Here is a 23,309-nt window from a genome sequence, read left to right as displayed (position 1 = left end):
CCGCGCTGTCGGCGGGGTTCGGTAGCGTCGCCGCATGGTCAGGTCCTCGCTCTCCGCCGCCGAAGCCCGCCGCGTCGCCCTCGCCGCGCAGGGGTTCGGTCGGCCACCGGCGACGGAGGTCTCGACGCGTGCGGTGAACGCTGCGTTCGCCCGACTCGGGCTGCTGCAGATCGACTCGGTGAACGTGTTCGAGCGCAGCCACTACCTGCCGCTCTTCGCACGGCTGGGGGCGTACGACCGGTCCACGCTCGACCGTCTGACCCTCGGCCGGTCCGGGCCGTACACCGAGTACTGGGCGCACGAGGCCGCCCTCATCCCGCGCGACGACCTGCGGCTGTTCCGCTGGCGGATGGACGCCCTGCGGGAGCGCGACGCCGGTCCGACCCGGATCGACGGCGTCACCCGCACCGCCGGGGTCCGACGCGAGCTGCACGCGCTCCTGCGGGCCGAGGGGCCGATGCGGGCCAGCGCGGTCGAGCACGAGTCGAACGTGCGCCGGGGACCGTGGTGGGGCTGGAGCGACGTGAAACTCGGGCTCGAGCAGATGTTCCGTTGGGGCGAGGCCGTGAGCGCCGGACGGTCGGGCTTCGAGCGCGTGTACGCCCTGCCCGAGCAGGTCCTGCCGGCCGGGTTCCTCGAGACGGCCCCACCGCGCGCCGCCGCAGTGCTCGAACTCGTCCGGCACGCAACCCGCGCCCTCGGCGTCGGCACCCGGGCGGACATCGCCGACTACTACCGACTGCGATCGGACGACACCGCCGGCGCCATCGCGGAGCTCACCGCTGCCGGCGAGCTCCTGCCCGTGCGGGTCGAGGGCTGGGGTGAGCGGGCCTGGCTCCATCCTGATGCCCGGGTGCCCCGACAGCTGACCGCCGACGCAGTGCTCAGCCCGTTCGACCCGGTCGTGTGGTTCCGCCGGCGGGCGGAGCGGATGTACGGGTTCCACTACCGGATCGAGATCTACACACCGGCGCCGAAGCGGGTGTTCGGGTACTACGTGCTGCCCGTGCTGCAGGACGACCGCCTCGTCGGCCGGGTCGACCTGAAGAGCGATCGGCAGCGCGGCGTGCTGCGGGTCCGGACCGCGTGGCAGGAGCCCGGCGAGCACCTCGATGCCGAGCGGCTGGCCGAGACCCTCCGACGCACCGCCGCCTGGCAGGGACTCGACGAGCTCGAGGTCACCGATCGGGGCACGGCTGCGGCCGCTGTCGCCGGGGCGCTCGGCCTCTCGCTGGTCCCGCACGAAGCCGTTGACGACGCCGATGCCCCGGAATCCACGGAGCAACTCGACGCCGTCGAGGCCTGACCGGGCGTCAGAAACGGTCGGCGTTCGCCCGCAACCGTGCGATGCGGTCCGGCAGCGGCGGGTGCGTCGAGAACAGCCGGTCCATCACACCGGGGCGCATCGGGTCGGCGATCCACAGGTGGGCCATCGACGAGTTCTGCGTCTGCATCGGTCGGCCGTACGCGCCGAGCTTCTCGAGCGCCCGGGCGAGGCCCTCGGGGTGGCGGGTCGTCATCGCACCGGTGGCGTCGGCGAGGTACTCGCGCTGCCGGGACACCGCGGCCTGCACGCCCGCCGCGGCGATCGGCGCCACGACGACGGCCACGATGCCGGCGATGAGCAGCACCGGGTTCGCGCCGCCGCCGTTGTCCGAATTGCGGTTCCGACCGCCGGACAGGCCGCTGAAGACCGAGATGCGCAGGAGCACGTCGGCGATCAGGCCGACGGCGACCACCAGCCCGAACACCATCGTCGACACCCGGATGTCGTAGTTGCGGACGTGCCCGAGTTCGTGGGCCATCACCCCCTGGAGTTCCTGGTCGTCCATGATCTGCAGCAGCCCGGTCGTCGCCGCGACCACGGCGTGCTCCGGGTCGCGCCCGGTGGCGAAGGCGTTCGGCGACGGGTCCTGGATGACGTAGACCCGGGGCATCGGCATGCCGGTCGAGATCGCGAGGTTCTCGACCGTCCGCCAGAGCCGTGGTTCGGAGGTGCGGTCGATCTCGATGCCACCGGCGATGGCGGTCGCCTGGCGAGCGGCGAAGAAGTACTGCAGCACCGCGTAGCCCAGGGCGACCGCGAGCACGATGACGCCGATCGAGACGTTCCCGGCAAGGTAGCCGCCCAGGAACCCGAGCGCGCCGATGATCAGCAGGAAGACCAGGACGATGACGACGGTGTTGCGCTTGTTCCGCGCGATGGCGCTGTACACGGCAGCTGCGAGGCTGGGGTCAGAACTGGACGCGCGGCGGCTCGGCGATGGCTGCCGGCTCGGCGGTCTCGAAGAACGTCGCCTCGGCGAAGCCCCGTCGCTTGGCGAACGTGGAGTTCGGGAAGACCCGGATCTTCGTGTTCAGCTCGCGCACGCCGCCGTTGTAGAAGCGCCGGGCGGACTGGATCTTGTCCTCGGTGTCGACGAGCTCCGTCTGCAGCTGCAGGAAGTTCTGGCTCGACTGCAGCTGCGGGTACCCTCGGCGACCGCGAACACGCTCTTCAGCGCCTTCTGCATGTGCCCCTCGGCCGCGGAGGCCGTGCCGGCGTCACCGGCCGTCAGGGTCTCGGAGCGCGCCTTGGTGACGTCGTCGAAGACGGCCTTCTCGTGCGTGGCGTACCCCTTGACCGTGTCGACGATGGTCGGGATCAGGTCGGCACGCCGCTTCAGCTGCACCGAGATGTCGCTCCAGGCCTCGTCCACGCGGACCTTGAGCGTGACGAGCGAGTTGTACGTCACCCAGAGGTAGATCCCGATGATGACCAGGATCACCACCACCACTCCGACGACGATCAGCGTCGTGACGAGTCCGGTGTCCATGCGTGGGTGCTCCTTCTCGCGTTCGGATCCGCGGTGCTGCGTGGCCTGAACGGCCGTCGTGAAGTCTACCGACGCGTCCGCAGTGCTCGCGTCGACCGTCAGGGTTCACGGGCGATTCCCGAGTCCCGCACACCGGGCGTTCGGGCTGCAGGGGGAAGACGACCGGATGCGGGACATCATCCGCGAGGTGTATTGACCCAGCGGCCCACATCACGTGGGATGGAGTCGGTGAGCACGCGAGGGGACAACGTGGAGGACCGGGCCGTCGGGGGCGACGGCCCCCGACGTCGTACCCGGTTCGTCGCGCTCGCTTCGGCCACCGCGGTCCTCGCCGCGGCGCTGCTGGCGGCGGCAGCCGGACCCGCGTTCGCCGGTGCCGCGAGCCCAGAGCAGTCGAACACCGCGAGCACCGAACGCGTCAGTGCTGCCAGCACCGCGACCCCCGCACCGGGCGAACTCGTGGGACCGCCGAGCAGCGGCCGCCCCGGGACTCCCACGCCCCCGCCCGCGTCCACCGGGCGACCGCCCGTCGCACCGACCATCGCCGACCCGGGGGACGTGACGAGCAGCACCGCCCGGTTCCACGGCACCGGCACCCCGGGGCACGTCGTCGGCGTCGCGGGGCCCGCGACGACCGGCTCGGCCGGGTGCTCGGCCCAGGTGCAGGCGAACGGTTCGTGGGCGTGCCTCGGTACGGTGCGGTCGGGTCCGCAGCAGGTCTTCACGGTGCGGGACGTCACCGCACCGAGCCAGCCGCCCGCGAGCGCCCCGGCGTCCGACGTCATCGTGCCGCCGACCGTCGCGTCCGACCACCCCACCAGCGGCGCGCTCTCCGGCACGGGCTTCCCCGGTTCCACCGTGGTGCTGTCGGTCTCCGGCTCGTCGACGCAGCAGTCCGCGCCGGTCGGTCCGGACGGGCGGTGGACGACCTCGCTCGTGCTGCGGTCCGACGCGACCGTCACGGTGACCGCGTCGCAGACCGCGAGCACCGCGCGCGGCTACCGCTCCGACCTGCGCAGCGCGTCCTCGGCCCCGGTCCGCATCACGGTCGACCGCACCGCGCCGGCAGCCCCGCGGATCACTTCGCCGGACGACGGCGACCGCGTCGGTCCGCGCGCCACGGTCGTCCGCGGCACCGGCGAGCCCGGAGCCGACGTGACCGTCTACGTCGACCGCGCACCCGTCTGCCGGGCCGAGGTCGCTGCGAACGGTTCCTGGTCCTGTTCCACCGCGGGTTCGCAGTTGCGGGCCGGTGCACACGACCTCACCGCGACGCAGCACGACGCCGCCGGCAACTACTCGCGGTCGTCCGCCGCCGTGCAGGTCACAGCGTGGTCGACCTCGGGCACGCCGAACGGCACCCCCGGCACCGGCGGGGACGCGCCGACCAACGGCACCGGCACCAACGGCACCGGCACCGGCGCCGGCACCAACGGCACCACGACCGCACCTGGTGACGGCCAGAGCCCCGGCGACACGGGGACCCCGGCCGGCACCGGAACCGGGAACGCAGGCGGCACCGGCGACGACGGACCGGGATCAGCGGCAGCGCCCGGTGACGGCACCGAGCCGACCGGCACGAGCACCCCCGGGGCCGCGGGCTCCGGCGGCAGCCACATCGACTGGTCGGGCCCCGCGGGCGACTGGACCGCCGCGACCGCCTACGACCGCACCGTTCCGACGATCCAGGCCGCGTTCTCGTGGCGGACCGTCCTGCTCGCCACGGCCGTCGCCGCTGGGTTCCTCCTGCTGATCGCCGCACCCTCGCGCTCGTCGCCGCCGCTGCCCGCGGGCGCATCCGCTCCCCCTTCGCCGGACTGCTCGGGCGGAACCGCTCGCGCTCGGACCGCTCCGGGTCCGACGACGTGCTGCCGACGTGGGTGTCGATCACGGTCGCAGTGACCGTCGCCGCGCTGTGCACGCTGCTCGGCGTGGGCGTCTCGCTCGAGGCCCGCTACGTCCGCCTCGCCATCGCCGTGCTGCTCGGCACCGCGGTGCTCACGGGAGCCGTGGTGCTCGTGACCCGGTGGGCAGCGGGGCCCGACCACCGTGCGGTGGGCTTCCGGGTGTCCCCGTGGCTGGTGCTCGCGGCGCTCGTGGCGTGCGGGATCACACGGGCCGCAGACCTCTCCCCGCCCTGATCGTCGGGGTGGTGCTCGTGCCGTCGGCACGCCCCGACCTGGACACCGCCGCACTGCGCCTCGGCTCCGGGATCGCTGCCGGTGCCCGGAACGCGACCTGGCGGACGGTCGCGCTGCTCGGACTCGCGACCGCGGGGTGGGTGCTCCACAGCCTGACCGCGGGCGGGGGCTTCTGGTCCGCGTTGACGTCGGAGTTCGCCATCACCCTGTGCGTCGGCGGGGTCGGTGCCGTCGTGGCGACGCTGCTGCCCTTCGCGGGTTCCGCCGGCAGTGCGCTCCTCGCGGCCTCGCGTGGCCGGTACGTGGCACTGGCGGTCGTCGCGGTCGCGCTCACCGCCGCGGTCTACTCGGGTCCCTCGGGGACCCACGCGTCGCCGGTGTTGCTCGGCGCGGTCGGCGCGGCCTGCGTGGCGGGCGCGATCGGGGCCTGGTTCTGGGCGCGCACCACGCGACCGGACACCGCCGTCTGACCCGCACCGGGCCTCCCGTCCGCCGTCCCCGCGCGGCGGATACAGTGACGATCGGTGCGTGACGCGCCGTTCGACCGCCCCAGGGAGCGATGATGACCGAGACCCGATCCGACTACGACCCGACGCGGTTCCGCGAGGTGTTCGAGGGCAGCTACACGTACGCGAACGGCTTCGCGCGGAACACCCACCGCTTCGCGGACCGGCCCGCGCTGCGTGACCCGGACACGGGTCGGTCGTGGACCTACGCGGAACTCGGGGACGTCGTCGACCGCATCGGCGGCTGGCTCGTCCGGCACGGTGCCGGGCGGGGTTCGGTCGTGATGGTCGAGCTGTTCAACTCGCCGGAGTTCGCGATGCTCTACCTGGCGTGCCACCGCATCGGCGCGGTGTTCTCGCCGACGAACTTCCGGCTCGCGCCCGACGAGGTCGCCTTCGTCATCGAGGACTCCGCGCCGGTGGTGCTGGTGCACGACGCCGCGCGCGGCGACGACATCGTCCGAGCGCTCGAGACCGCGCCGCACCGTCCCGACCACGTGGTCGTCGTCGGTGGCGACAGTCATGCCGCGCACCCGGACCGCGACGCGCACGACGACCACGCAGCACACGACGCGCGCGTCGCGTTCACCGCGCTCCTCGCCGCCGACCGCGTCACACCCGCTGAACTCGCGGCGACCGAACCCCGCAGCACCTACGACGAGACCACCCGGCTCTACACCTCCGGCACCACCGGGCGCCCGAAGCCGGTGCCCCTGCCGAGCCTGGTCGAGGTGCTCAGCGCCCACGACGTCGTGATGCACTTCCCGCTCAGCCCCTTCGACAAGACGCTCAACATGTCGCCGCTGTTCCACCGCGGCGGCCTGTACTCGGGCGGCCCGAACCCGGTGTTCTACGTCGGGGCCGAGCTCACCACCCTGCGGCACTTCGACGCCGAGCGGGTGCTCGACCTGGTCGAGTCCGAGCGGCTGACGTTCCTGATCGGCGCGCCGCCGAACCTGGTGCAGCTCGCGAACGCGCAGGAGGGGCGGCCCCGCGACCTGTCGTCGCTGCACGGCATCGTCACGATGGGTGCACCGCTCGACCGCGCCGCCGCACTCCGCTACCAGGAGCTCCTGTCCCCGCGGATCTTCAACGGCTACGGCACGACCGAGACCTTCTGGAACACGTTCCTGCGTCCCGAGGACTTCCCCGACGGCGCCGGCTCCACCGGCCGTGCATCGACGGACGACGACGTCGCCGTGGTGCGCGTGTACGAGGACCGCCTGGCCGACCCGAGCGACACCGTGCCGAAGGACGGCTCCGAGATCGGCGAGTTCGCGGTCCGGACCGTGAAGTCCGGCTACTCGTACCGCAACCCGGGGCTCGAGGCGGAGAAGTTCGCGAACGGCTGGTTCTACCCCGGCGACCTCGCGACGTGGGACGAGCACGAACGCGTGACGATCGTCGGCCGCAAGGACGACATGATCATCTCCGGCGGCGAGAACGTGCACCCCGTCCAGGTCGAGGCCGCCCTGCAGGAGCACCCGGGCGTCGCCGACTCGATCGTCGTCGGGATCCCGGACGAGCGCTGGGGCGAGGTCGTCACGGCGTACGTGGTCCGTACCGCGGGACGACTGCCGGACGACGACGACGCCGCAGCCGCCGCCGTGCTCGAGGAGTGGACGAGCTCGCACCCGGGGCTCGCGCGCTACAAGCGGCCGCGGCGGTACCGGTTCGTCGACGAGCTGCCGTACAACGCGACGGGCAAGAAGGTGCACTACCTCGCCAAGGCGACGGCAGCGGAGGACCAGGCGGCGGGCCGACTGCTCGAGCCGTAGCGGGCCCGGCACGTGCGCGGCGTCTGACGGGAGGCCCGTGGCGGCGTCGGCCACGGGCCTCCTGTCCGTCAGCCGGTCGCGTCCACCCCGCGCGCGGTGCTTTGCGGGATCGGGCGTACCTGGTCGAAACTTCCGACCAGGTACGCCCGATCCGGCCAGGTACTCCCCGGTCACCCGGCGCTACGAGTGGCTCGGCGCGTTCCGGGCGAACAGGCCCGGCAGCAGCCCGCCGATCTTCGTCCCGATGCACAGGCTGACGAAGGTCGCCAGGGGTGTCGCGAGGGACTCGGCGTCGAACGTGGCCACCGCCACCAGCCCGACGGTCCCGGGGACGAGCAGCAGGAACGCCGGGAAGAACGACACCGTCGCCGGGATCGCCGGCACGAGCCGCTCGAGCAACCGGGTCGCGACGAACAGCAGCGCCGCCGTCGCACCGGTCGCGACGACGCTCCCCCACACCGGCGTCGTCCCGCTCACCAGGGCGTAGGCGGTGACCATGACCGCCACCGACACGAGCGTCAGCCGCCAGCCCGAGCGGAACACCAGGCCGAGGCCGACCGCCAGGACCACCACGGCGACCCACGACACCCAGTAGGACGGCACGGACTCCCACCCGGCGAGGTCCGTGCCGATGCCGGCGACCTCGCCGACGAGCGCCGCTGAGGACGGGTCGACGTGCAGCCCGGTCAGCGCGCTGCCCGAGGCGATGCCGGCCGCCATGAAGCCGAGCATGATGAGCCCCTGGACCAGCCGCGAGGACCCGGTCACGATGTCGGCGGCGGTCAGCTCGAGCAGGGCGTTGGTGATGAGGGCACCGGGGACGAACACCGCCACCGGGGCGCACACGGCGAACAGCGGGACCTGCTCGAACCCGGCACCCGCGGCGACGAGTCCGACGATGGCCGTCGACACGAAGGCGGCCAGGAACGGGATGATCGCGACGGCCTCGCGGAAGCGCCGGAGCAGCAGGCCGATGACCCCGACGAGCGCACCGACCAGGAGCGCGAGCAGGATCGCCCACCACGGGCACCGGAAGACGACCGCGAGCCCGGCGGAGGTCAGCGCGTTGCCGAGGATCCACGGCAGTGCGGGCGGCGGGACGGTGCCGGCACGGATGGCCCGGACCCGCGCGGGGATCTCGGCGAGGGCGATGGAGCCGCTCTCCAACCCGAGCACGACCCGGTTCGCCCGTGCAGCCTGTCGCGACGACAGCTCGACGCCCTCGGCGTTCACGATCGTCGCCGCACCGGTCGAGACCTCGCTCACCATCACGAGCGCCGGCAGCACCCCGATCGCCAGGGTCGGACCGACTCCGGCGGCGTCGCGGGCCTTCTCGAGCGCCGAGCGGACGTCGGTGACGGAGCTGCCCGCGTCGAGCAGCAGTGCACCGAGCGTGCCGAGGAGCATGCCGACCGGAACGGTCTCGCCGTCGACGACCTCGACGTGGGCCTCGGGCCGACGGAGGGCGTTCTGCAGGTTCGCGAGTGCGCTTCCGAGTCCGACCACGCAGGCGATGTTAGCGATCGAGCGTGGCCTCGATGACCACGTTGTCGACCGAGGCGGAGCCGTCCGGCCGCTGCAGGCACGTGATGAGCAGGAGCCGGCCGGGCTCGTCCGCCCAGACGTCGGCATCGGCGGCCACGGTCGCCTTCGTGATCCGCTCGGAACCGGTCACCGTCCACCGCGCGTCGCCGATCCGGACGCTGCTGCCGACCGCGACCTCGGAGCGTTGCCCGTCGATGTCGATGAGCAGGTTGCCCGGGCCGATCGCACCGTTCCGCAGCGAGTGCATGACGACGAACACGGTGCCGTCGGCGCGGTCCGCCAGCGGTACCCCCAGGTTGCGGACCCGGTAGGCCTCGCTGAACCCCGGCGGCGTGATCTGCCCGTCGACGGCGTCCAGTTCGCCGAGCGGCACGTCGAGCCCGACCGACGGCACCACGAGCTGTACGCCGGTGTCGGCGACGGCGTTCGACGCGGAAGCCGCCGTCCCCGACTCGCCCGGGTCGAGCGTTACCTGCTTGCCGTCGAGCGACGTGCCGGTGATCGCCGTCGGCGAGGCCGCTCCGGTGGTCGCCGTGACCACACCGACCACGCCGACGACGAGGGCCGCCGCGGCGAGCACGGCGATCGTCCAGAGCAGCGCGGTGCCGCGACGGCGGGGCCGCCGCCTGCGGGGCGTGGTGCGTGGGGTGGTCACGATGGGTTCCGTGGGTGGTGACGGACGTGTCGGACGGGAGGCGCGCCTCCCCCACCGGCACGGCCGGAGCGCCGCTGGCGCGTCGCTCCGGAACCGGCGGCGTGGGCCCAGTCCGACACCTGGGTGCCGGGATCCGCGTGGCGGGGTCGACCGCCCCGCGGATCCCGGTGCGTCAGTCCTGCTGGGTGACGCGGCGGCGGTACGCCATGAACGCGACCGAGCCGAGGGCGACGACGCCGACGGCCGACAGCCCGATCCACGGCAGGGCCGAGGTGCCGGAGACGGTGCCTCCGGTGTTCACGGCTGCGCCGGTGGTGACGGCCGTGGTGGTGTCGACCGGGTCGACGACGACGGTGCCGTCAGCGGAGACCGTGATGGCGAGCGAGACCACGGCGGTGCCGTCCGAGGACTCCACCGCGATGGTGTGTGCGCCGGCCGGGGTGTCCGCGGGGATCGCGACCGAGGTCGCGAAGGCGCCGTCGGCGTCCGTGGTCACCCTGCCGAGGACGACGGGGTCGCTGTGCAGGACGATCGAGTACTCCGTCGCTGCCGGCAGGCCCTCGGCGCGCAGCGGCACCGAGTCGCCGACCGTGAAGGTGGTGGTGCCACCGGTGCTGATCGACGGGGCCGGGGTGGTCGGGCCGGTCGTGGGCTCGGGGGTGCCGGGCTCGCTCGGCTCGGTCGTCGGCTCCGGGGTGCCGGGCTCGCTCGGCTCGGTCGTCGGCTCCGGCGTCACCGGGGTGGTCGGCTCGGGCGTGGGTGCCTCGGCCGCCGTGTAGGCGATCGAGATCGGCTGCGGCTTCTTGGCCGCGGCGTCGTTCGCGCCGGACGTGTACCAGTACGAGCTCTGACCGGTCTCGTTCTGGAAGTCGACGAAGTCCGCCGGCCACGAACCCCAGTCGGCGTTCGTCTTGTTGAGGCTCGTCGCCGACGCGGGCTCGACGCCCTGCCAGTCCGGGCTCACGGTGATGCCCGAGCTCGTGACGTCGACGTCGGTGAGGGTGGCGAGGTGCACCGTGCGCGGCGTCAGCGGCGCCCAGCTGCCCCCGTCGCGCGAGGCCGCGTAGCCCGAGACCGTGGCGGTGAGCTCACCCGTACCGTCCGCTGCGACGTGCAGTTCCGGGTCCTCGGCGGACCAGTAGGTCAGGCCGCCGTAGAACGCGACCGTGAAGCCGCCGTCCCACGCGATGTCCGCGGTGCCGCCAGCGGCGTCGACGGTGCCGGTCCCCGCGGCGAGCGTCAGGACCCCGGCGGTCGTGGTGCCCGGGCGGACCGTGGCGCCGTCGCCGGTCTGGCACTTCGTGGCGAAGGTCGGGGTCGAGGTACCCCCGCGGCCTTCGGGTAGGCGATCGAGACGTTGCCGGCCGAAGCGGCGTAGCCGGGCGACGGGTTGGTCGCGGTCCACGGAGCCGAGGCACCCGAGTTGCCGGCGACCCCGGCGGACAGGAAGTTGCAGCCGCCGAAGTAGGCGCCGGCGTTGGCCTCGTTGCTGAGGCTCCAGGACAGCGACGCGTCGGTGACGTCGGCGGAGGCGGCGTTCGCGGGGGCGGCGCCGAGCGCGGCGGCTGCGGCGATCGTCGCGCCGAGGGCGACGGCGGTCGCGCCGGCGGCCAGACGCCGGGCGCGAGGAGAGGACAGGTGCATTCGGGTGGTCTCCAAGTTTGGGTAGCCTTACCTAACTCACTGAGCATATGGACAGGAGTTAGGTTAGGCAACCCTAAGCCGGTTCCACCGGACCGGTTCGAGCGGGGGCGGTTCGCACGCGTCAAAGCGACAGATGTGCGCACAGATGCGCCGCCGTGCCCGCCATGGCGACAGTGTGCCGCGAACAGTTGGCGGCACGACGTCGCTTTCGCGAGCCGCGCGGTGGTACCCCGGTGGGACTCGAACCCACAACTCGGCGATTTTAAGTCGCATGCCTCTACCGATTGGGCCACGGGGGCGGGCCGCAACAGCCTACCGATGCGCGAGAGGCGGCCACCCCGAAGGGTGACCGCCTCTCGTGGACTGCTGCTGGGACTACTTGGCGTCGGCCGGGGCCTTCACGGGCTCGGCCTCGTTCGAGACGTCCTTGGCGGGCTCGCCGTACGCCGGGCCAGCGGCGCCGGCGGGCTGACCCTCCGCCGGGGCCTGCGCAGCGGCCGGAGCTGCCGGGGCCTCGGCCGCGGGCTTCGGACGGGACGCGAAGGCCTCGAACGCAGCGCGCGGGGTCTCACGGTCGTCGAGCGACGCGATGTCGCGGCCCAGGAAGAAGCCACCGACCCAGTCGCCGATGACGCGCCACTTGCGCTCCCACGACGGCATCGCCATGCCGTGGTAGCCGCGGTGCGCGCCCCACGCCAGGAAGCCCTTCATGGCGAACTTGCCGGACTGGAACACGCCGATGCCGAGACCGAGGCCCGCGACGGCGCCGAGGTTCTCGTGCTTGTAGTCGGTCGTGGCCTCGCCACGGATGGTCGCGACCAGGTTCTTCGCGAGCTGCTTCGCCTGACGGACGGCGTGCTGGGCGTTCGGCACGCAGAAGCCGCCGACGCCACCACCGGTGAGGTCCGGCACGGCTGCGACGTCGCCGCAGGCCCATGCGTCCGCGATCACGCCGTTGTCGTCGACGACGCGCAGGTCGGGCTGCACGCGGATGCGACCGCGCTGCTCGAGCGGGAAGTCGGTGCCCTTGACCATCGGGTTCGCCATGACACCGGCGGTCCAGATGATGAGGTCGGACTCGATCTTCTCGATCGCGCCGTCGCTCGTCTTGAGCTCGCAGACGCCACCGACGGCCGAGGCCAGCTGGGTCTCGAGGTGCACGTTCGCACCGCGCTGCGCCAGGTTCTTGAGCACCCAGTGCGAGGTCTCGAGCGACACCTCCGGCATGATGCGGCCCATCGCCTCGACCAGGTGGAAGCGCGTCTCGTCGAAGGAGAGCTGCGGGTAGCTCTTCAGCAGGTCGGTGACGAAGGAGCGGAGCTCGGCGAAGACCTCGATGCCGGCGAAGCCACCACCGACGACGACGACGGTCAGCAGACGGTCACGCTCAGGACCGGCCGGCAGGTTCGCCGCCTTGTGGAAGTTCGTGAGGATCTTGTCGCGGATCGCCGCGGCTTCCTCGATCGTCTTGAGACCGATGGCCTCGTCAGCCACACCCGGGATCGGGAACGTGCGGGACACCGCGCCGGCGGTCATGACGATCTGGTCGTAGGACTCCTCCCACGCCTCGCCCTCGGCCGGGGTGATCGTGGCGGTCTTCGTCGCGTGGTCGACCTTGGTGACCTTCGCGGTGACGACGCGGGTGTTCTTGAGGTGGCGGCGGTGCGAGACGACCGCGTGCCGCGGCTCGATCGAACCGGCGGCGACCTCGGGCAGGAACGGCTGGTACGTCATGTACGGCAGCGGGTCCACCATGACGACCTCGGCTTCGCCCGGGCGAAGGTGCTTCTCGAGCTTCCATGCGGTGTAGAAACCGGCGTAACCGCCGCCGACGACGAGGATCTTGGGCACGGGGGATGATCTCCTTGGATGGGGGTTTCGGAGTCGAGTCAGACTTCGCCGCCACCCGCCCCGACTCCAGCGTCTGCACCGTCATCATACGCCCGGCACTCACACCGGGAGGGCGACCAGTCCGCGCGCTCGAGCGCGAGGTCGCCGATGGGGTTGACGCCGGGTCCGGCGGCGAGGGCGTGACCGACGAGGGCGTGCAGGCACTTCACACGGGTGGGCATGCCACCGGCGCTGATGCCGACGATCTCGTCGACGTGCTCGATCGACTCGCGATCGGCCAGGTAGGACTCGTGGGCCGCGAGGTACGCGGCCGCGGTGGTGTCGTCCTCGAGGAGTGCTGCCAGCTCCGGCATCACCTGGTTGGCCTCGAGGGTACTGACCGCGGCGGTGGCCGCGGGGTGGCACAGGTAGTAGAACGTCGGGAACGGGGTGCCGTTCGACAGTCGGGGCTTCGTGGAGACGACCGTGGGGTTGCCACAGACGCACCGTGCCGCGATCCCGATGACGTCGCGTGCCGGTCGGCCGAGCTGCGCCGACACGACCTGGACGTCGCGGTCGGAGGGCGGGTCGAAGGGAGGGTCGTCACGGGAACGTGAGCCTACCGGAGACCCGGTGCCCCGCGCACCGTCGTGCCGGACGGGTCCGGCTCGGGGCTACTTGCTCTCGCCGGTACCCGAGACGTCCGGGGCCACGAGGTCCGCGGCGGTCTCGTCGGTGAGGCCGGACTGCAGCACCGAGGACAGCATCGCCTGCACCCAGTCCACCTTCGGCGTCTGGACCTTCGTGCTGACGGGCGTGCCGGAGTCCGTGGTCGGCGTGGTCTCGGCCGAACGGTCCTCGGCCCCCATCACGAGGTAGCTCTCCTCACCCGGGTACACGTAGAGCAGGCGGTCGCGCGCCTGCGCCTCGATGTACGCGGGGTCGTCCCAGCGGGCGACGTCCTTCTTCTTCTGCGTGACGTCGGCCTTCTGGCTCGCGACCTCACGCTGCTGCTGAGCGATCTGCTCCTGCTGCTGGATGAGCGTGCGGAGTGACGGTGCGAGCACCACGACGAAGAGCACGATGATCGCGAGCATCAGCAGGCTGAACCCGGAGAAGTGGATCGAGCGGTACCACGGCTGCGCCGACGTGCTGCCGTCGGGCATCGCCACGGGGACGCGGCGGACGCGGGGCTTCTGGCTGGGCACGTCCCGACGATAACCCGACCGACGCGGTGGGAGCGCCCGGCGCGCGGCCGTTCGGTGGCCTCTCAGCGACTCGCGTCGTCCGCTCGATGCTGCCGGGAGGCGCGGCTTCGGTCCGCACCGTCCGGACTGCACACCGAGTGGTCACGACACACCGCCCGGCGTGCGTCCGGCGGTCACGTCCTGTCGGCCAAGCCCGGGCCAGCCGACGACTTGTGACCACTCGACGCAGCGCGCGCAGCAGGTCCTGACCCGGCACGGAGCCGTTCGGTGGCCTTGCAGCGACTCGCCGAGGCCCCGCACACGACGAGACGCCGTCCTCTCGGGAGAGGACGGCGTCTCGGTGGTGCCGGTACTGCTGGCCGAGCTGGTTACAGCGACTTGGCGCGCGGGAAGGCCGAGCGGCCGGCGTACACCGCGGCGTCGCCGAGCTCTTCCTCGATGCGGAGCAGCTGGTTGTACTTCGCGACGCGGTCCGAGCGGGCCGGGGCGCCGGTCTTGATCTGACCACCGTCGACCGCGACCGCGATGTCCGCGATCGTGGTGTCCTCGGTCTCACCGGAGCGGTGCGACAGGATCGAGGTGAGGCCGTGACGGTGCGCGAGCGAGACCGCGTCGAGGGTCTCGGTGAGCGTGCCGATCTGGTTGACCTTCACCAGGATCGAGTTCGCGGCCTTCCCGTCGATGCCCCGCTGCAGACGCTTCGGGTTGGTGACGAACAGGTCGTCGCCGACGATCTGGACCTTGTCGCCGAGCTCGGCGGTCAGGTGCGACCAGCCTTCCCAGTCGTCCTCGGCCAGCGGGTCCTCGATCGTGACGAGCGGGTAGTTCGCGACGAGGTCGGCGAAGTACGCGGTGAACTCCTGACTCGAGAGCTGCTTGCCCTCGAACGAGTACTTGCCGTCGTGGAAGAACTCGGTGGACGCGACGTCGAGGCCGACGGCGATGTCCTTGCCCGGGGTGTAGCCGGCCTTCTCGATCGCGGTCAGCAGGAAGTCGAGCGCCGCACGGTTCGACGCGAGCTCCGGCGCGAAGCCGCCCTCGTCGCCGAGGCCGGTCGCGAGGCCCTGCTTCTTCAGCTCGCCCTTGAGGGCGTGGTAGGTCTCGACGCCCCAACGGAGCGCCTCGGAGAACGACTCGGCGCCGTAGGGCACGAGGAAGAACTCCTGGATGTCGACGTTGGTGTCCGCGTGGGCACCGCCGTTGACGACGTTCATCAGCGGAACGGGCAGCGTGTGCGCGTTCGGGCCACCGAGGTAGCGGAACAGCGGCAGGTCGGCCGAGTCTGCGGCGGCACGGGCCACGGCGAGCGAGGCACCGAGGATCGAGTTCGCGCCGAGGCGGGACTTGTTCTCGGTTCCGTCGAGCTCGATGAGCGCAGCGTCGACGAGGCGCTGGTCGGTGGCGTCGAAGCCCTCGAGCGCCGGGCCGATCTCGTCGAGGACGGCGTCGACGGCCTTGAGCACGCCCTTGCCGCCGTAGCGCGAGGCATCGCCGTCGCGGAGTTCGTACGCCTCGAACGCGCCGGTGGAGGCACCGGAGGGGACGAGCGCGCGGGACACGACGCCGTCGTCGAGGAGGACCTCGACCTCGACCGTCGGGTTGCCTCGGGAATCGAGGACTTCGCGTGCGCCTACGGCATCGATCAGGGCCACGGGGTACTCCCTACACATTGGTTGTGGTGTTTGCGGGACCGATCCTAGCGAGCCGAGGTGAACACGACGTCGACCGTGACGCCCGGTGTGGACGACTCAGTCGAGCGGGCGGAACTCCACACCCTCGAGGGACGTCGTGTCGGCGCCGACGGTCGCGAAGGCGGAGAACCCCTGTGCGGCCAGACCGGCGAGCAGGTTCTTCGTGTTCTTGGTGCGTCGTTCGAGCCGCACGCGCCGGTGCGACCCGAGCGCCTCGGTCTTGAGGGCCGCGAGCCGGACCGGGTCGACGTCCTTGTCGTACACGAGCACCACGGCGTCCGACTCGGCGGACTCCGGGAGTGTCACGAGGTCGACCAGGCGCTCGAAGCCCAGCGAGAAGCCGACCGCGGGGACGTCCTGCCCGAGGAACCGACCGATCATGCCGTCGTACCGACCGCCGCCGCCCAGGCTGTAGCCGAAGTCGGGGTGCGCGACCTCGAAGATCGTGCCGGTGTAGTAGCCCATGCCGCGCACGAGCGTCGGGTCGAAGCGCAGGTCGACCCCGGGCAGCGCTTCCCGCAGACGCAGCAGGTCGGAGAACGCCTCGGCATCGAGCCACGCAGCCCCGTCGACCGTGGTCCAGTCCGCGGCCTCGAGCGCACGGATGGTGTCCTCGAGCCCCGGCAGCTCCTGTCCGACGGTGCTGCGGAGCTCGGCGGCCACGCCGTCCGGGCCGATCTTGTCGAGCTTGTCGATCGTGATGAGCGCGCGGTCGGCGGCCGGCTCCGCGATGCCCCACGACGCCAGCAGGGTCAGCAGGATCCGCCGGTCGTTGATGCGGATCGTGGTGCCGGTCACCCCGAGCGCGTCGAGCGCTGCGGTCGTCGCACGGATCAGCTCGATCTCGGCCAGCTGCCCGGGCTCCCCAGGATGTCGATGTCGCACTGCACGAACTGGCGGTAGCGCCCCTTCTGCGGACGCTCGGCGCGCCAGACCGGCGCGATCTGCACCGACCGGAACACCGAGGGCAGCTCGGCACGGTGCGAGGCGTAGAAGCGGGCGAGCGGCACGGTCAGGTCGAACCGGAGGCCGAGGTCGGCGAGGTCGAGCGGTGCCTGGGCCGACTGCAGGTCCTCGGTGCTGAGCCCGCGCTTCATGACCGCGAACGCCAGCTTCTCGTTGTCGCCGCCGAGCCCGGAGTGCAGCCGTGCAGCGTCCTCGACCACGGGCGTCTCGATCTCGTCGAACCCGTGGCGCGAGTAGACGTCGCGGACGACACCGAGCACGTGCTCGCGTCGGGCCTTGTCCGCAGGGAGGAAGTCGCGCATGCCACGGGGTGCCGTCACGGTCGTCGCCATGGCGTCAAGTCTGGCAGATGCGCATCGACGAGTTGCGCGGCATGCGCTCTACTGGCATACTGCATTCAGTACCTCGGTTCGGAGCGTGCCTGATCCACGCTCCGGACCGATCGCGTGGGCACCGTGCTGCAGTGTGCCCCGCGACTCGAGCGGGTTCTGCGTGCACACCTCTCCCTGGGGGTGTGCCCACCCGCTCACGGGCGCCCTCCTTTTTCGGGTTAGGAGGGCGCCCTTCTCTTCTCCCGCGCACGCACGCACGCGACGGCTCCCCACGCACGCACGCGACGGCTCCCCGCGCACGCACGCACGCGGCGGCCCGCGCACGCACTCCGCGACTCCCTGCGCACGCACTCCGCGACTCCCGGCACACTCACTCCGCGGCGCGGCCGGCTTCCTCGAGCGCAGCGACCGCAGCACGGAGACTCGCGACCGGCTCGATCCCGTCCCGCACCGCTCCGGCGACCTCTTCCAGCATCGCGATCCCCCACGCCGGGTCCACCGCCCCCGCACCGTCGGCCGGTGCCGGTGCCGGCGACCCGACCGAGGCCCGAGCGGTCCCCGCCCCGGGTGCCGCAGCCGACGTGGCGGACGTGCCGCGGGCCTCCCGGTCGGCGGCCACGACCGACGCGACGGCCGCGACGGCCGCACCGTGCTCCTCCAGGCGCTCCAGCAGCTTGACGGCTCGCTCCAGCGGCGGCATCGCGCGCGGGACGCCGTCGAGGGCGCTCGTCCGGGCCGACTTCTCCGCTGCCTTCGCCGCGCGCCACACCCGGACCACGTCGTCGACGGTGTCCGCGGTCTCGTCGCCGAACACGTGCGGGTGCCGACGGACCATCTTGTCGCGGACCCCGGCGGCGACGTCCTCGAGGGTGAACTGCCCCGCGCGTTCGGCGATCCCGGCGTGCAGGACGACTTGGTACAGGACGTCGCCGAGCTCCTCGCGGACGTCGTCCGGGTCGCCGTCGTCGATGGCGTCGACGAGTTCGTAGGACTCCTCGACCGCGTACCGCGCGAGCGTGGCGTGGGTCTGCGCGCGGTTCCAGACGCAGCCTCCGTCCTCGGCGAGCAGGCGGTCGACGACGGTCACGAGGTCCGGTACGGCGGTCATCGCGCCATCGTCTCACCCACGTATGCTGGCGGTGGTGTGTCGGGAAGTCTGGTCGACGGACAACCACCCGACCCCTCGAGACGGAGATCCATGTCGTCCCTCGTCCGCTCCCCCGTTTCAGCGCCGTCGCGCTCCTGACCGCCGCCGTGCTCGGCCTGGTCGTCGCGAACTCGCCCGTCGGCCCCGGCCTCGAACGACTGCTCGACGCGCATCCGCCCCTGGGTGCCGTCGGCCTCGACCTGTCGATCGCGCACTGGGTCAGTGACGGTCTGCTGGCGGTCTTCTTCCTGCTCGTGGCGATCGAGCTGAAGCAGGAGCTCGTCGACGGTGAGCTGTCGAACCCGAAGACCGCGATCGTGCCGGCGATCGCGGCGGTCGGCGGCGTGCTGGTGCCGGCCGGGGTGTTCCTGCTGGTGACCGCGGGTACCCCGTACACGCACGGCTGGCCGATCCCGACGGCGACCGACATCGCGTTCGCCCTCGGTGTCCTGGCGATGTTCGGTCGCGGGCTGCCGAGCGGGATCCGGGTGTTCCTGCTCGCACTCGCGGTGCTCGACGACCTCATCGCCATCATCATCATCGCCGTCGTGTTCGCGCACGACACCGACTTCCTGGCCCTCGCCGGTGCCGTCGTCACGCTCGCGGCGTTCTGGCTGCTCGGCCGGATGCTCCGCCCAGGGCGCAACGGGCAGACGCTGCTCATCGTGGCGATGATCGTCGTCGGGCTCGGCACCTGGTGGCTCGTCTTCCACTCCGGCGTGCACGCCACGATCGCCGGCGTCGCGCTCGGACTCGTCCTGCCCCGGCGTCCGGGCCACACCCTGCACGAGCACGTCGAGCCGTGGTCGAACGCGATCGTGCTGCCGGTGTTCGCGTTCGTCTCGGCCGCGGTGGTCATCCCGTCGGTCGGCATCGGCGAGCTCTCTCCCACGTTCTGGGCGGTCGTCATCGCGCTGCCGGTCGGCAAGGTCATCGGCATCACGCTGTTCGGCGTCGTCGCCACACGGCTCTTCCGCTCACCCGGGCGGTCGTCGTTGTCGTTCTTCTCGATCATCACCGTCGGGGGCTCGGTGGGATCGGCTTCACGGTCTCGCTGCTCATGAACGAGCTCGCGTTCGCCCGGAACGAAGAGGTCCTCGACGAGGGCGTGCTCGCCGTGCTCGTCGGCTCGGGCATCGCCATCGTCGCGTCGGCGATCGTGGTCACGCTGCGGGCGCGGGCGTACCGCGGGCGGCGCGAGCTGTCCGAGGCCGAGGCGACCGAGTAGCGGGCCGCGGGCCGGGCGCGCACCACCGTTGCGACGATCCACGCGTCGATCGACGTGTGGATCGTCGCGAACAGCGTGCGTGCGGTGGACGCGCCCACGAGCGGACGGGAGGCACGGTGCCAGCCCGCACCGTGCCTCCTGTCCGTCGCCGCTCGCGACTACTGCACCCCCTACGCGGCCGGGGCCTCCGCCGGCGTCGTCGCGCCGTACACCGCGGTGAGGATGCTCTCCACCCACTGGATCAGGGCGTCGTCCGGCAGCGCCTGGTCGTGCGGCCGCGGCATCGGGATGCTCGCCGCGTTCTGCTGCGGGAACCACTTCGCGCCCGGGAACATCCGCTTGAGCCGCACCTGCGACGAGTCGGCGAGCTCCTTGCCCGCCACGCGCAGGTTCGACCCCATGACGACCACGTCGGACAGCCCGACCTGCTGCGCCATGCGACGCAGGCGGGAGACCTCGACCAGCGTCTGCACGGCCTGCGGCGGCTGCCCGTAGCGGTCGGTGAGCTCGTCGAGCACCATGTCGATGGCGTCCCGCTGCGCCGTCGGGGCCGAGGCCGCCGACAGCTTCTGGTACGCCTCGAGCCGGAGCCGCTCGGACTCGACGTAGTCCTCGGGGATGTGGGCGTCGACCGGGATCTCGAGCCGCAGCTCGGTCTGCCCCTCGGCCACGTCACCGCGGAACTGCGAGACGGCTTCGCCGATCATCCGGAGGTACAGGTCGAATCCGACGCCCGCGATGTGCCCGGACTGCTCGCCACCGAGCAGGTTGCCGGCGCCGCGGATCTCCAGGTCCTTCATGGCGACCTGCATGCCCGCGCCGAGCTCGTTGTTCGCCGCGATGGTCTCGAGGCGGTCCTGTGCGGTCTCGGACAGGGGCTTCTCGGAGTCGTACAGGAAGTACGCGTACCCGCGCTCGCGCCCTCGGCCGACACGACCGCGCAGCTGGTGGAGCTGCGACAGCCCGTACTTGTCGGCCTTGTCGATGATGAGCGTGTTCGCGTTCGCGATGTCGAGACCGGTCTCGATGATCGTCGTCGACACGAGGACGTCGAACCGGCGCTCCCAGAAGTCGACCATGACCTGCTCGAGGGTGCTCTCGGACATCTGCCCGTGTGCCACGGCGATGCGGGCGTCTGGCACGATCTCGGCAAGGTGCGCGGCGACGCCCTGGATGTCCCGCACACGGTTGTGCACGTAGAACACCTGACCCTCGCGCAGGAGCTCGCGGCGGATCGCGGCGGCCACCTGCAGGTCCGACTGCGGCCCCACGAACGTCAGGATGGGGTGGCGGTCCTCGGGCGGGGTGGCGAGGGTCGACATCTCGCGGATCCCCGTGACCGCCATCTCGAGCGAGCGCGGGATCGGGGTCGCCGACATCGCCAGGACGTCGACGTTCGTCTTGAACTTCTTCAGCTGGTCCTTGTGCTCGACACCGAACCGCTGCTCCTCGTCGATGATGACGAGTCCGACGTCCTTGAAGGTGATGCCCTGCGACAGGATCCGGTGGGTCGCGATGACGATGTCGACGGTGCCGTCGGCGAGCCCGGCGATGGTCTCCTTCGACTCCTTCTCGGACTGGAACCGACTCAGGGCGCGCAGGTGCACGGGGAACCCGGCGAAGCGCTCCTGGAACGTCTCCATGTGCTGGCGGACGAGCAGCGTCGTCGGCACGAGCATGACGACCTGCTTGCCGTCCTGCACCGCCTTGAACGCGGCACGGATCGCGACCTCGGTCTTGCCGTAGCCGACGTCGCCGGACAGCAGGCGGTCCATCGGGATCGGCCGCTCCATGTCGCGCTTGATCTCGTCGATGGTGGTGAGCTGGTCGGCCGTCTCGGCGAACGGGAACGCCTCTTCCAGCTCGCGCTGCCACGGGGTGTCCGGGCCGAACGCGTGCCCCTTCGACGCCATCCGCGCCGAGTACAGCTTCACCAGGTCGACGGCGATGTCACGGACGGCCTTGCGGGCCTTCGACTTGGCGGCGGACCAGTCCGAACCGCCCATCTTCGACAGGGTCGGGGACTCGCCACCGACGTACCGCGAGAGCTGGTCGAGCTGGTCGGTCGGCACGAAGAGCTTGTCGCCGGGGTAGTTCCGCTTCGACGGCGCGTACTCGAGCACGAGGTACTCGCGCTGCGTCTTCACCGCGTTGCGGCCGCCGGAGCTGACCTCGCGGCTGACGAGCTCGACGAACTTGCCGATGCCGTGGGTCGCGTGCACGACGACGTCGCCCGGCTTGAGCTGCAGCGGGTCGACCACGTTCTTGCGACGGCTCGCGAGCTTCTTGACGGTGCGCGCGCCCTGCTGGACGCTGCGGCCGTAGAACTCCGCTTCGCTGAGCACGACGATGCGCGGATCCGGGATGGCGAAGCCGTGCTCGACGGTGGCCGTCGTGACGATGGCGACACCCGGTTCGGGAGGCGCGGGCAGGGCTTCGGCACGGGCTGCGACCCCGGCGTCGGCGAGGACCTGCACCGCCCGCTCGACCAGCCCCTGACCCTGGGCGGTCACCACGACCGCCCACCCGTCGTCGGTGAGCGCCTTGACGTGCGCGATCGCGCCGTCGGCGCTGCCCGCGAAGCTCGGCACTGCCTCGGCACGGACGCGGATGTACTCCCCGCCTCGGCTGCTGCTTCGGCGTCGGTGAGCACGCGCGCGGTGTCGCCTTCGTCGAGACCGGAGTCGAACGGTGACACCGTCCACCAGGTGCGCTGCCCACGGGTGTTCTTGAGCTGCTGCACCGTCAGGAAGTTGCCGGCGTCGAGGTCGATCGGTGCCTGGGCCCCGGCGACCGCGGCGCTCCACGCGGCCTGCAGGAACTCGGTGTTCGTCTCGGCCAGGCTGTTCGCGCGACCGTTCACCCGCTCGGGCGAGAACACCGCGATGGTGGCGTCGTCGGGCAGGTACGAGGTCATCGGGACGAGGTCCTGCACGAGTGCGGGAGCGAGGGACTCCATGCCCTCGACCGGGATCCCCTCGGCGATCTTCGCGAGCATCTGCGACAGGTTCGGGAACTCGTGGAGCATCTCGCGCGCCCGCTGCCGGACGTCGTCGCTCAGCAGGAGTTCGCGTGAGGCCGTGAGTTCGACCGAGCCGAGGTCGTCCTCGGTCGTGCGCTGGTCGGCGACCGAGAACGCCTTGACGGCCTCGATCTCGTCGCCGAAGAAGTCGACGCGGACGGGGTGGTCCGCGGTGGGCGGGAAGACGTCGAGGATGCCGCCGCGGACGGCGAACTCACCGCGCCGCGTGACGAGGTCGACGCGGGCGTAGGCCATGTCGACGAGCTTCGCGGCGATGGCGGCCAGGTCGTTGCCGCGCGAGTCGGTGCGCAGCACGACCGGCGCGAGCGAGGTCAGGTTGGCGGCGATCGGCTGCAGCGCTGCGCGGACGCTCGCCACGACGATGGTGGTGCGGCGGTCGGCGGCGTCGGCAGCGGACCACGACGCGAGTCGGCGCAGGGTCGCGATGCGGGTGCCGACGGTCTGGGCACTGGGGCTGAGCCGCTCGTGCGGCAGGGTCTCCCACGCCGGGAACTCGAGGACGTCGGCATCGGGGACGTAGCTGCCGAGGGCGTCGCGGACGGCTTCGGCCTCGCGCCCCGTCGCCGTGATCACGAGCACGCACTGGGGCCCGTTCCGCTCGGCGATCAGTGCTCCGAGCAGCGGGACCCGCAGGCCGTCGACGACCGAGAAGTCGGCGTCACGAGGCGCGGCGCGGAGCACGCGATCGAACGCGGAGGCGCGCGAGAGCGCAGGGATGATGCCCGAGATCGTCACTCAGGAGATGGTACCGGCCCCCACCGACACCGCCCGCGTGGTGC

Annotated in this window: 16 protein-coding genes, 1 tRNA gene and 3 pseudogenes; 7 read left to right on the top strand and 13 right to left on the bottom strand. The window is 71.8% G+C overall.

Annotated features, from left to right (window positions below; translation table 11 throughout):
- Positions 1-34: 34 nt before the first annotated feature.
- Positions 35-1,306, top strand: a complete 1,272-nt coding sequence (locus JN350_RS07215) for a winged helix-turn-helix domain-containing protein (protein WP_205464078.1) — start codon at positions 35-37, stop codon at positions 1,304-1,306.
- 7 nt (positions 1,307-1,313) lie between these two features.
- On the opposite strand, the gene JN350_RS07210 is transcribed toward JN350_RS07215, so the two are convergent.
- Positions 1,314-2,216, bottom strand: coding sequence for a M48 family metalloprotease (locus tag JN350_RS07210; protein ID WP_205464077.1), 903 nt, complete (start codon positions 2,214-2,216; stop codon positions 1,314-1,316).
- A gap of 19 nt (positions 2,217-2,235) precedes the next feature.
- Positions 2,236-2,816, bottom strand: a pseudogene (locus tag JN350_RS07205) (LemA family protein).
- Between the two features lie 228 nt (positions 2,817-3,044).
- Here JN350_RS07205 and JN350_RS07200 point away from each other — a divergent pair.
- The 4 genes from JN350_RS07200 to JN350_RS07185 all read left to right on the top strand — a co-directional run bounded on the left by JN350_RS07200 (position 3,045) and on the right by JN350_RS07185 (position 7,241).
- Positions 3,045-4,718, top strand: coding sequence for an Ig-like domain-containing protein (locus JN350_RS07200; RefSeq protein WP_205464076.1), 1,674 nt, complete (start codon positions 3,045-3,047; stop codon positions 4,716-4,718).
- The gene (locus JN350_RS07195) at positions 4,715-4,957 is read left to right on the top strand and encodes a hypothetical protein (protein ID WP_205464075.1); all 243 of its coding nucleotides are present in this window, start codon (positions 4,715-4,717) and stop codon (positions 4,955-4,957) included. Before JN350_RS07200 ends, JN350_RS07195 begins: the two co-directional genes overlap by 4 nt.
- Positions 4,958-4,968: 11 nt before the next feature.
- Positions 4,969-5,427, top strand: a complete 459-nt coding sequence (locus JN350_RS07190; protein ID WP_205464074.1) for a hypothetical protein — start codon at positions 4,969-4,971, stop codon at positions 5,425-5,427.
- Between the two features lie 92 nt (positions 5,428-5,519).
- Positions 5,520-7,241 carry a class I adenylate-forming enzyme family protein gene (locus JN350_RS07185; protein WP_205464073.1) on the top strand — a complete coding sequence of 574 codons (1,722 nt, stop codon included), beginning with the start codon at positions 5,520-5,522 and terminating at the stop codon, positions 7,239-7,241.
- 180 nt (positions 7,242-7,421) lie between these two features.
- On the opposite strand, the gene JN350_RS07180 is transcribed toward JN350_RS07185, so the two are convergent.
- The 10 genes and pseudogenes from JN350_RS07180 to JN350_RS07135 all read right to left on the bottom strand — a co-directional run bounded on the left by JN350_RS07180 (position 7,422) and on the right by JN350_RS07135 (position 18,220).
- Complete coding sequence (locus tag JN350_RS07180) at positions 7,422-8,747, bottom strand: threonine/serine exporter family protein (RefSeq protein WP_205464072.1); 1,326 nt, start codon at positions 8,745-8,747, stop codon at positions 7,422-7,424.
- Positions 8,748-8,757: 10 nt separating this feature from the next.
- Positions 8,758-9,441, bottom strand: a complete 684-nt coding sequence (locus tag JN350_RS07175) for a class F sortase (protein WP_205464071.1) — start codon at positions 9,439-9,441, stop codon at positions 8,758-8,760.
- A 172-nt stretch (positions 9,442-9,613) separates the two neighbouring features.
- The gene (locus JN350_RS07170) at positions 9,614-10,846 is read right to left on the bottom strand and encodes an HtaA domain-containing protein (RefSeq protein WP_205464070.1); all 1,233 of its coding nucleotides are present in this window, start codon (positions 10,844-10,846) and stop codon (positions 9,614-9,616) included.
- Positions 10,847-11,308: 462 nt separating this feature from the next.
- Positions 11,309-11,384, bottom strand: a tRNA-Leu gene (locus tag JN350_RS07165).
- 76 nt (positions 11,385-11,460) lie between these two features.
- The gene (locus tag JN350_RS07160; RefSeq protein ID WP_205464069.1) at positions 11,461-12,936 is read right to left on the bottom strand and encodes an NAD(P)/FAD-dependent oxidoreductase; all 1,476 of its coding nucleotides are present in this window, start codon (positions 12,934-12,936) and stop codon (positions 11,461-11,463) included.
- A 38-nt stretch (positions 12,937-12,974) separates the two neighbouring features.
- Positions 12,975-13,475 carry a DUF501 domain-containing protein gene (locus JN350_RS07155; protein ID WP_205464068.1) on the bottom strand — a complete coding sequence of 167 codons (501 nt, stop codon included), beginning with the start codon at positions 13,473-13,475 and terminating at the stop codon, positions 12,975-12,977.
- A gap of 114 nt (positions 13,476-13,589) precedes the next feature.
- Entirely contained in the window at positions 13,590-14,123 is a 534-nt protein-coding gene (locus JN350_RS07150) for an FtsB family cell division protein (RefSeq protein WP_205464067.1), read from the bottom strand.
- Between the two features lie 368 nt (positions 14,124-14,491).
- Positions 14,492-15,775, bottom strand: coding sequence for a phosphopyruvate hydratase (eno, locus tag JN350_RS07145; RefSeq protein WP_205464066.1), 1,284 nt, complete (start codon positions 15,773-15,775; stop codon positions 14,492-14,494).
- 96 nt (positions 15,776-15,871) lie between these two features.
- Positions 15,872-17,112: pseudogene (gene hisS / locus JN350_RS07140) on the bottom strand (histidine--tRNA ligase).
- Positions 17,113-17,482: 370 nt separating this feature from the next.
- Positions 17,483-18,220: a MazG family protein gene (locus tag JN350_RS07135; protein ID WP_205464065.1), complete on the bottom strand. Its 738-nt coding sequence runs from the start codon at positions 18,218-18,220 to the stop codon at positions 17,483-17,485.
- A gap of 146 nt (positions 18,221-18,366) precedes the next feature.
- Here JN350_RS07135 and JN350_RS07130 point away from each other — a divergent pair, with 146 nt between their 5' ends.
- Positions 18,367-19,323, top strand: a complete 957-nt coding sequence (locus tag JN350_RS07130) for a Na+/H+ antiporter NhaA (RefSeq protein ID WP_275898021.1) — start codon at positions 18,367-18,369, stop codon at positions 19,321-19,323.
- Positions 19,320-19,487: a hypothetical protein gene (locus JN350_RS20100; RefSeq protein WP_275898020.1), complete on the top strand. Its 168-nt coding sequence runs from the start codon at positions 19,320-19,322 to the stop codon at positions 19,485-19,487. The genes JN350_RS07130 and JN350_RS20100 overlap by 4 nt, the downstream gene beginning before the upstream one ends.
- Positions 19,488-19,657: 170 nt before the next feature.
- Here the strand turns inward: JN350_RS20100 and mfd are convergent.
- Positions 19,658-23,265: pseudogene (gene mfd, locus JN350_RS07125) on the bottom strand (transcription-repair coupling factor).
- Positions 23,266-23,309: the final 44 nt, after the last annotated feature.

This window comes from Curtobacterium sp. 24E2 (genome assembly GCF_016925595.1).
Lineage (GTDB): Bacteria > Actinomycetota > Actinomycetes > Actinomycetales > Microbacteriaceae > Curtobacterium.
The sequence above is the reverse complement of the archived record's forward strand: the minus strand, read 5'-3'. Positions and strand labels throughout refer to the sequence as shown.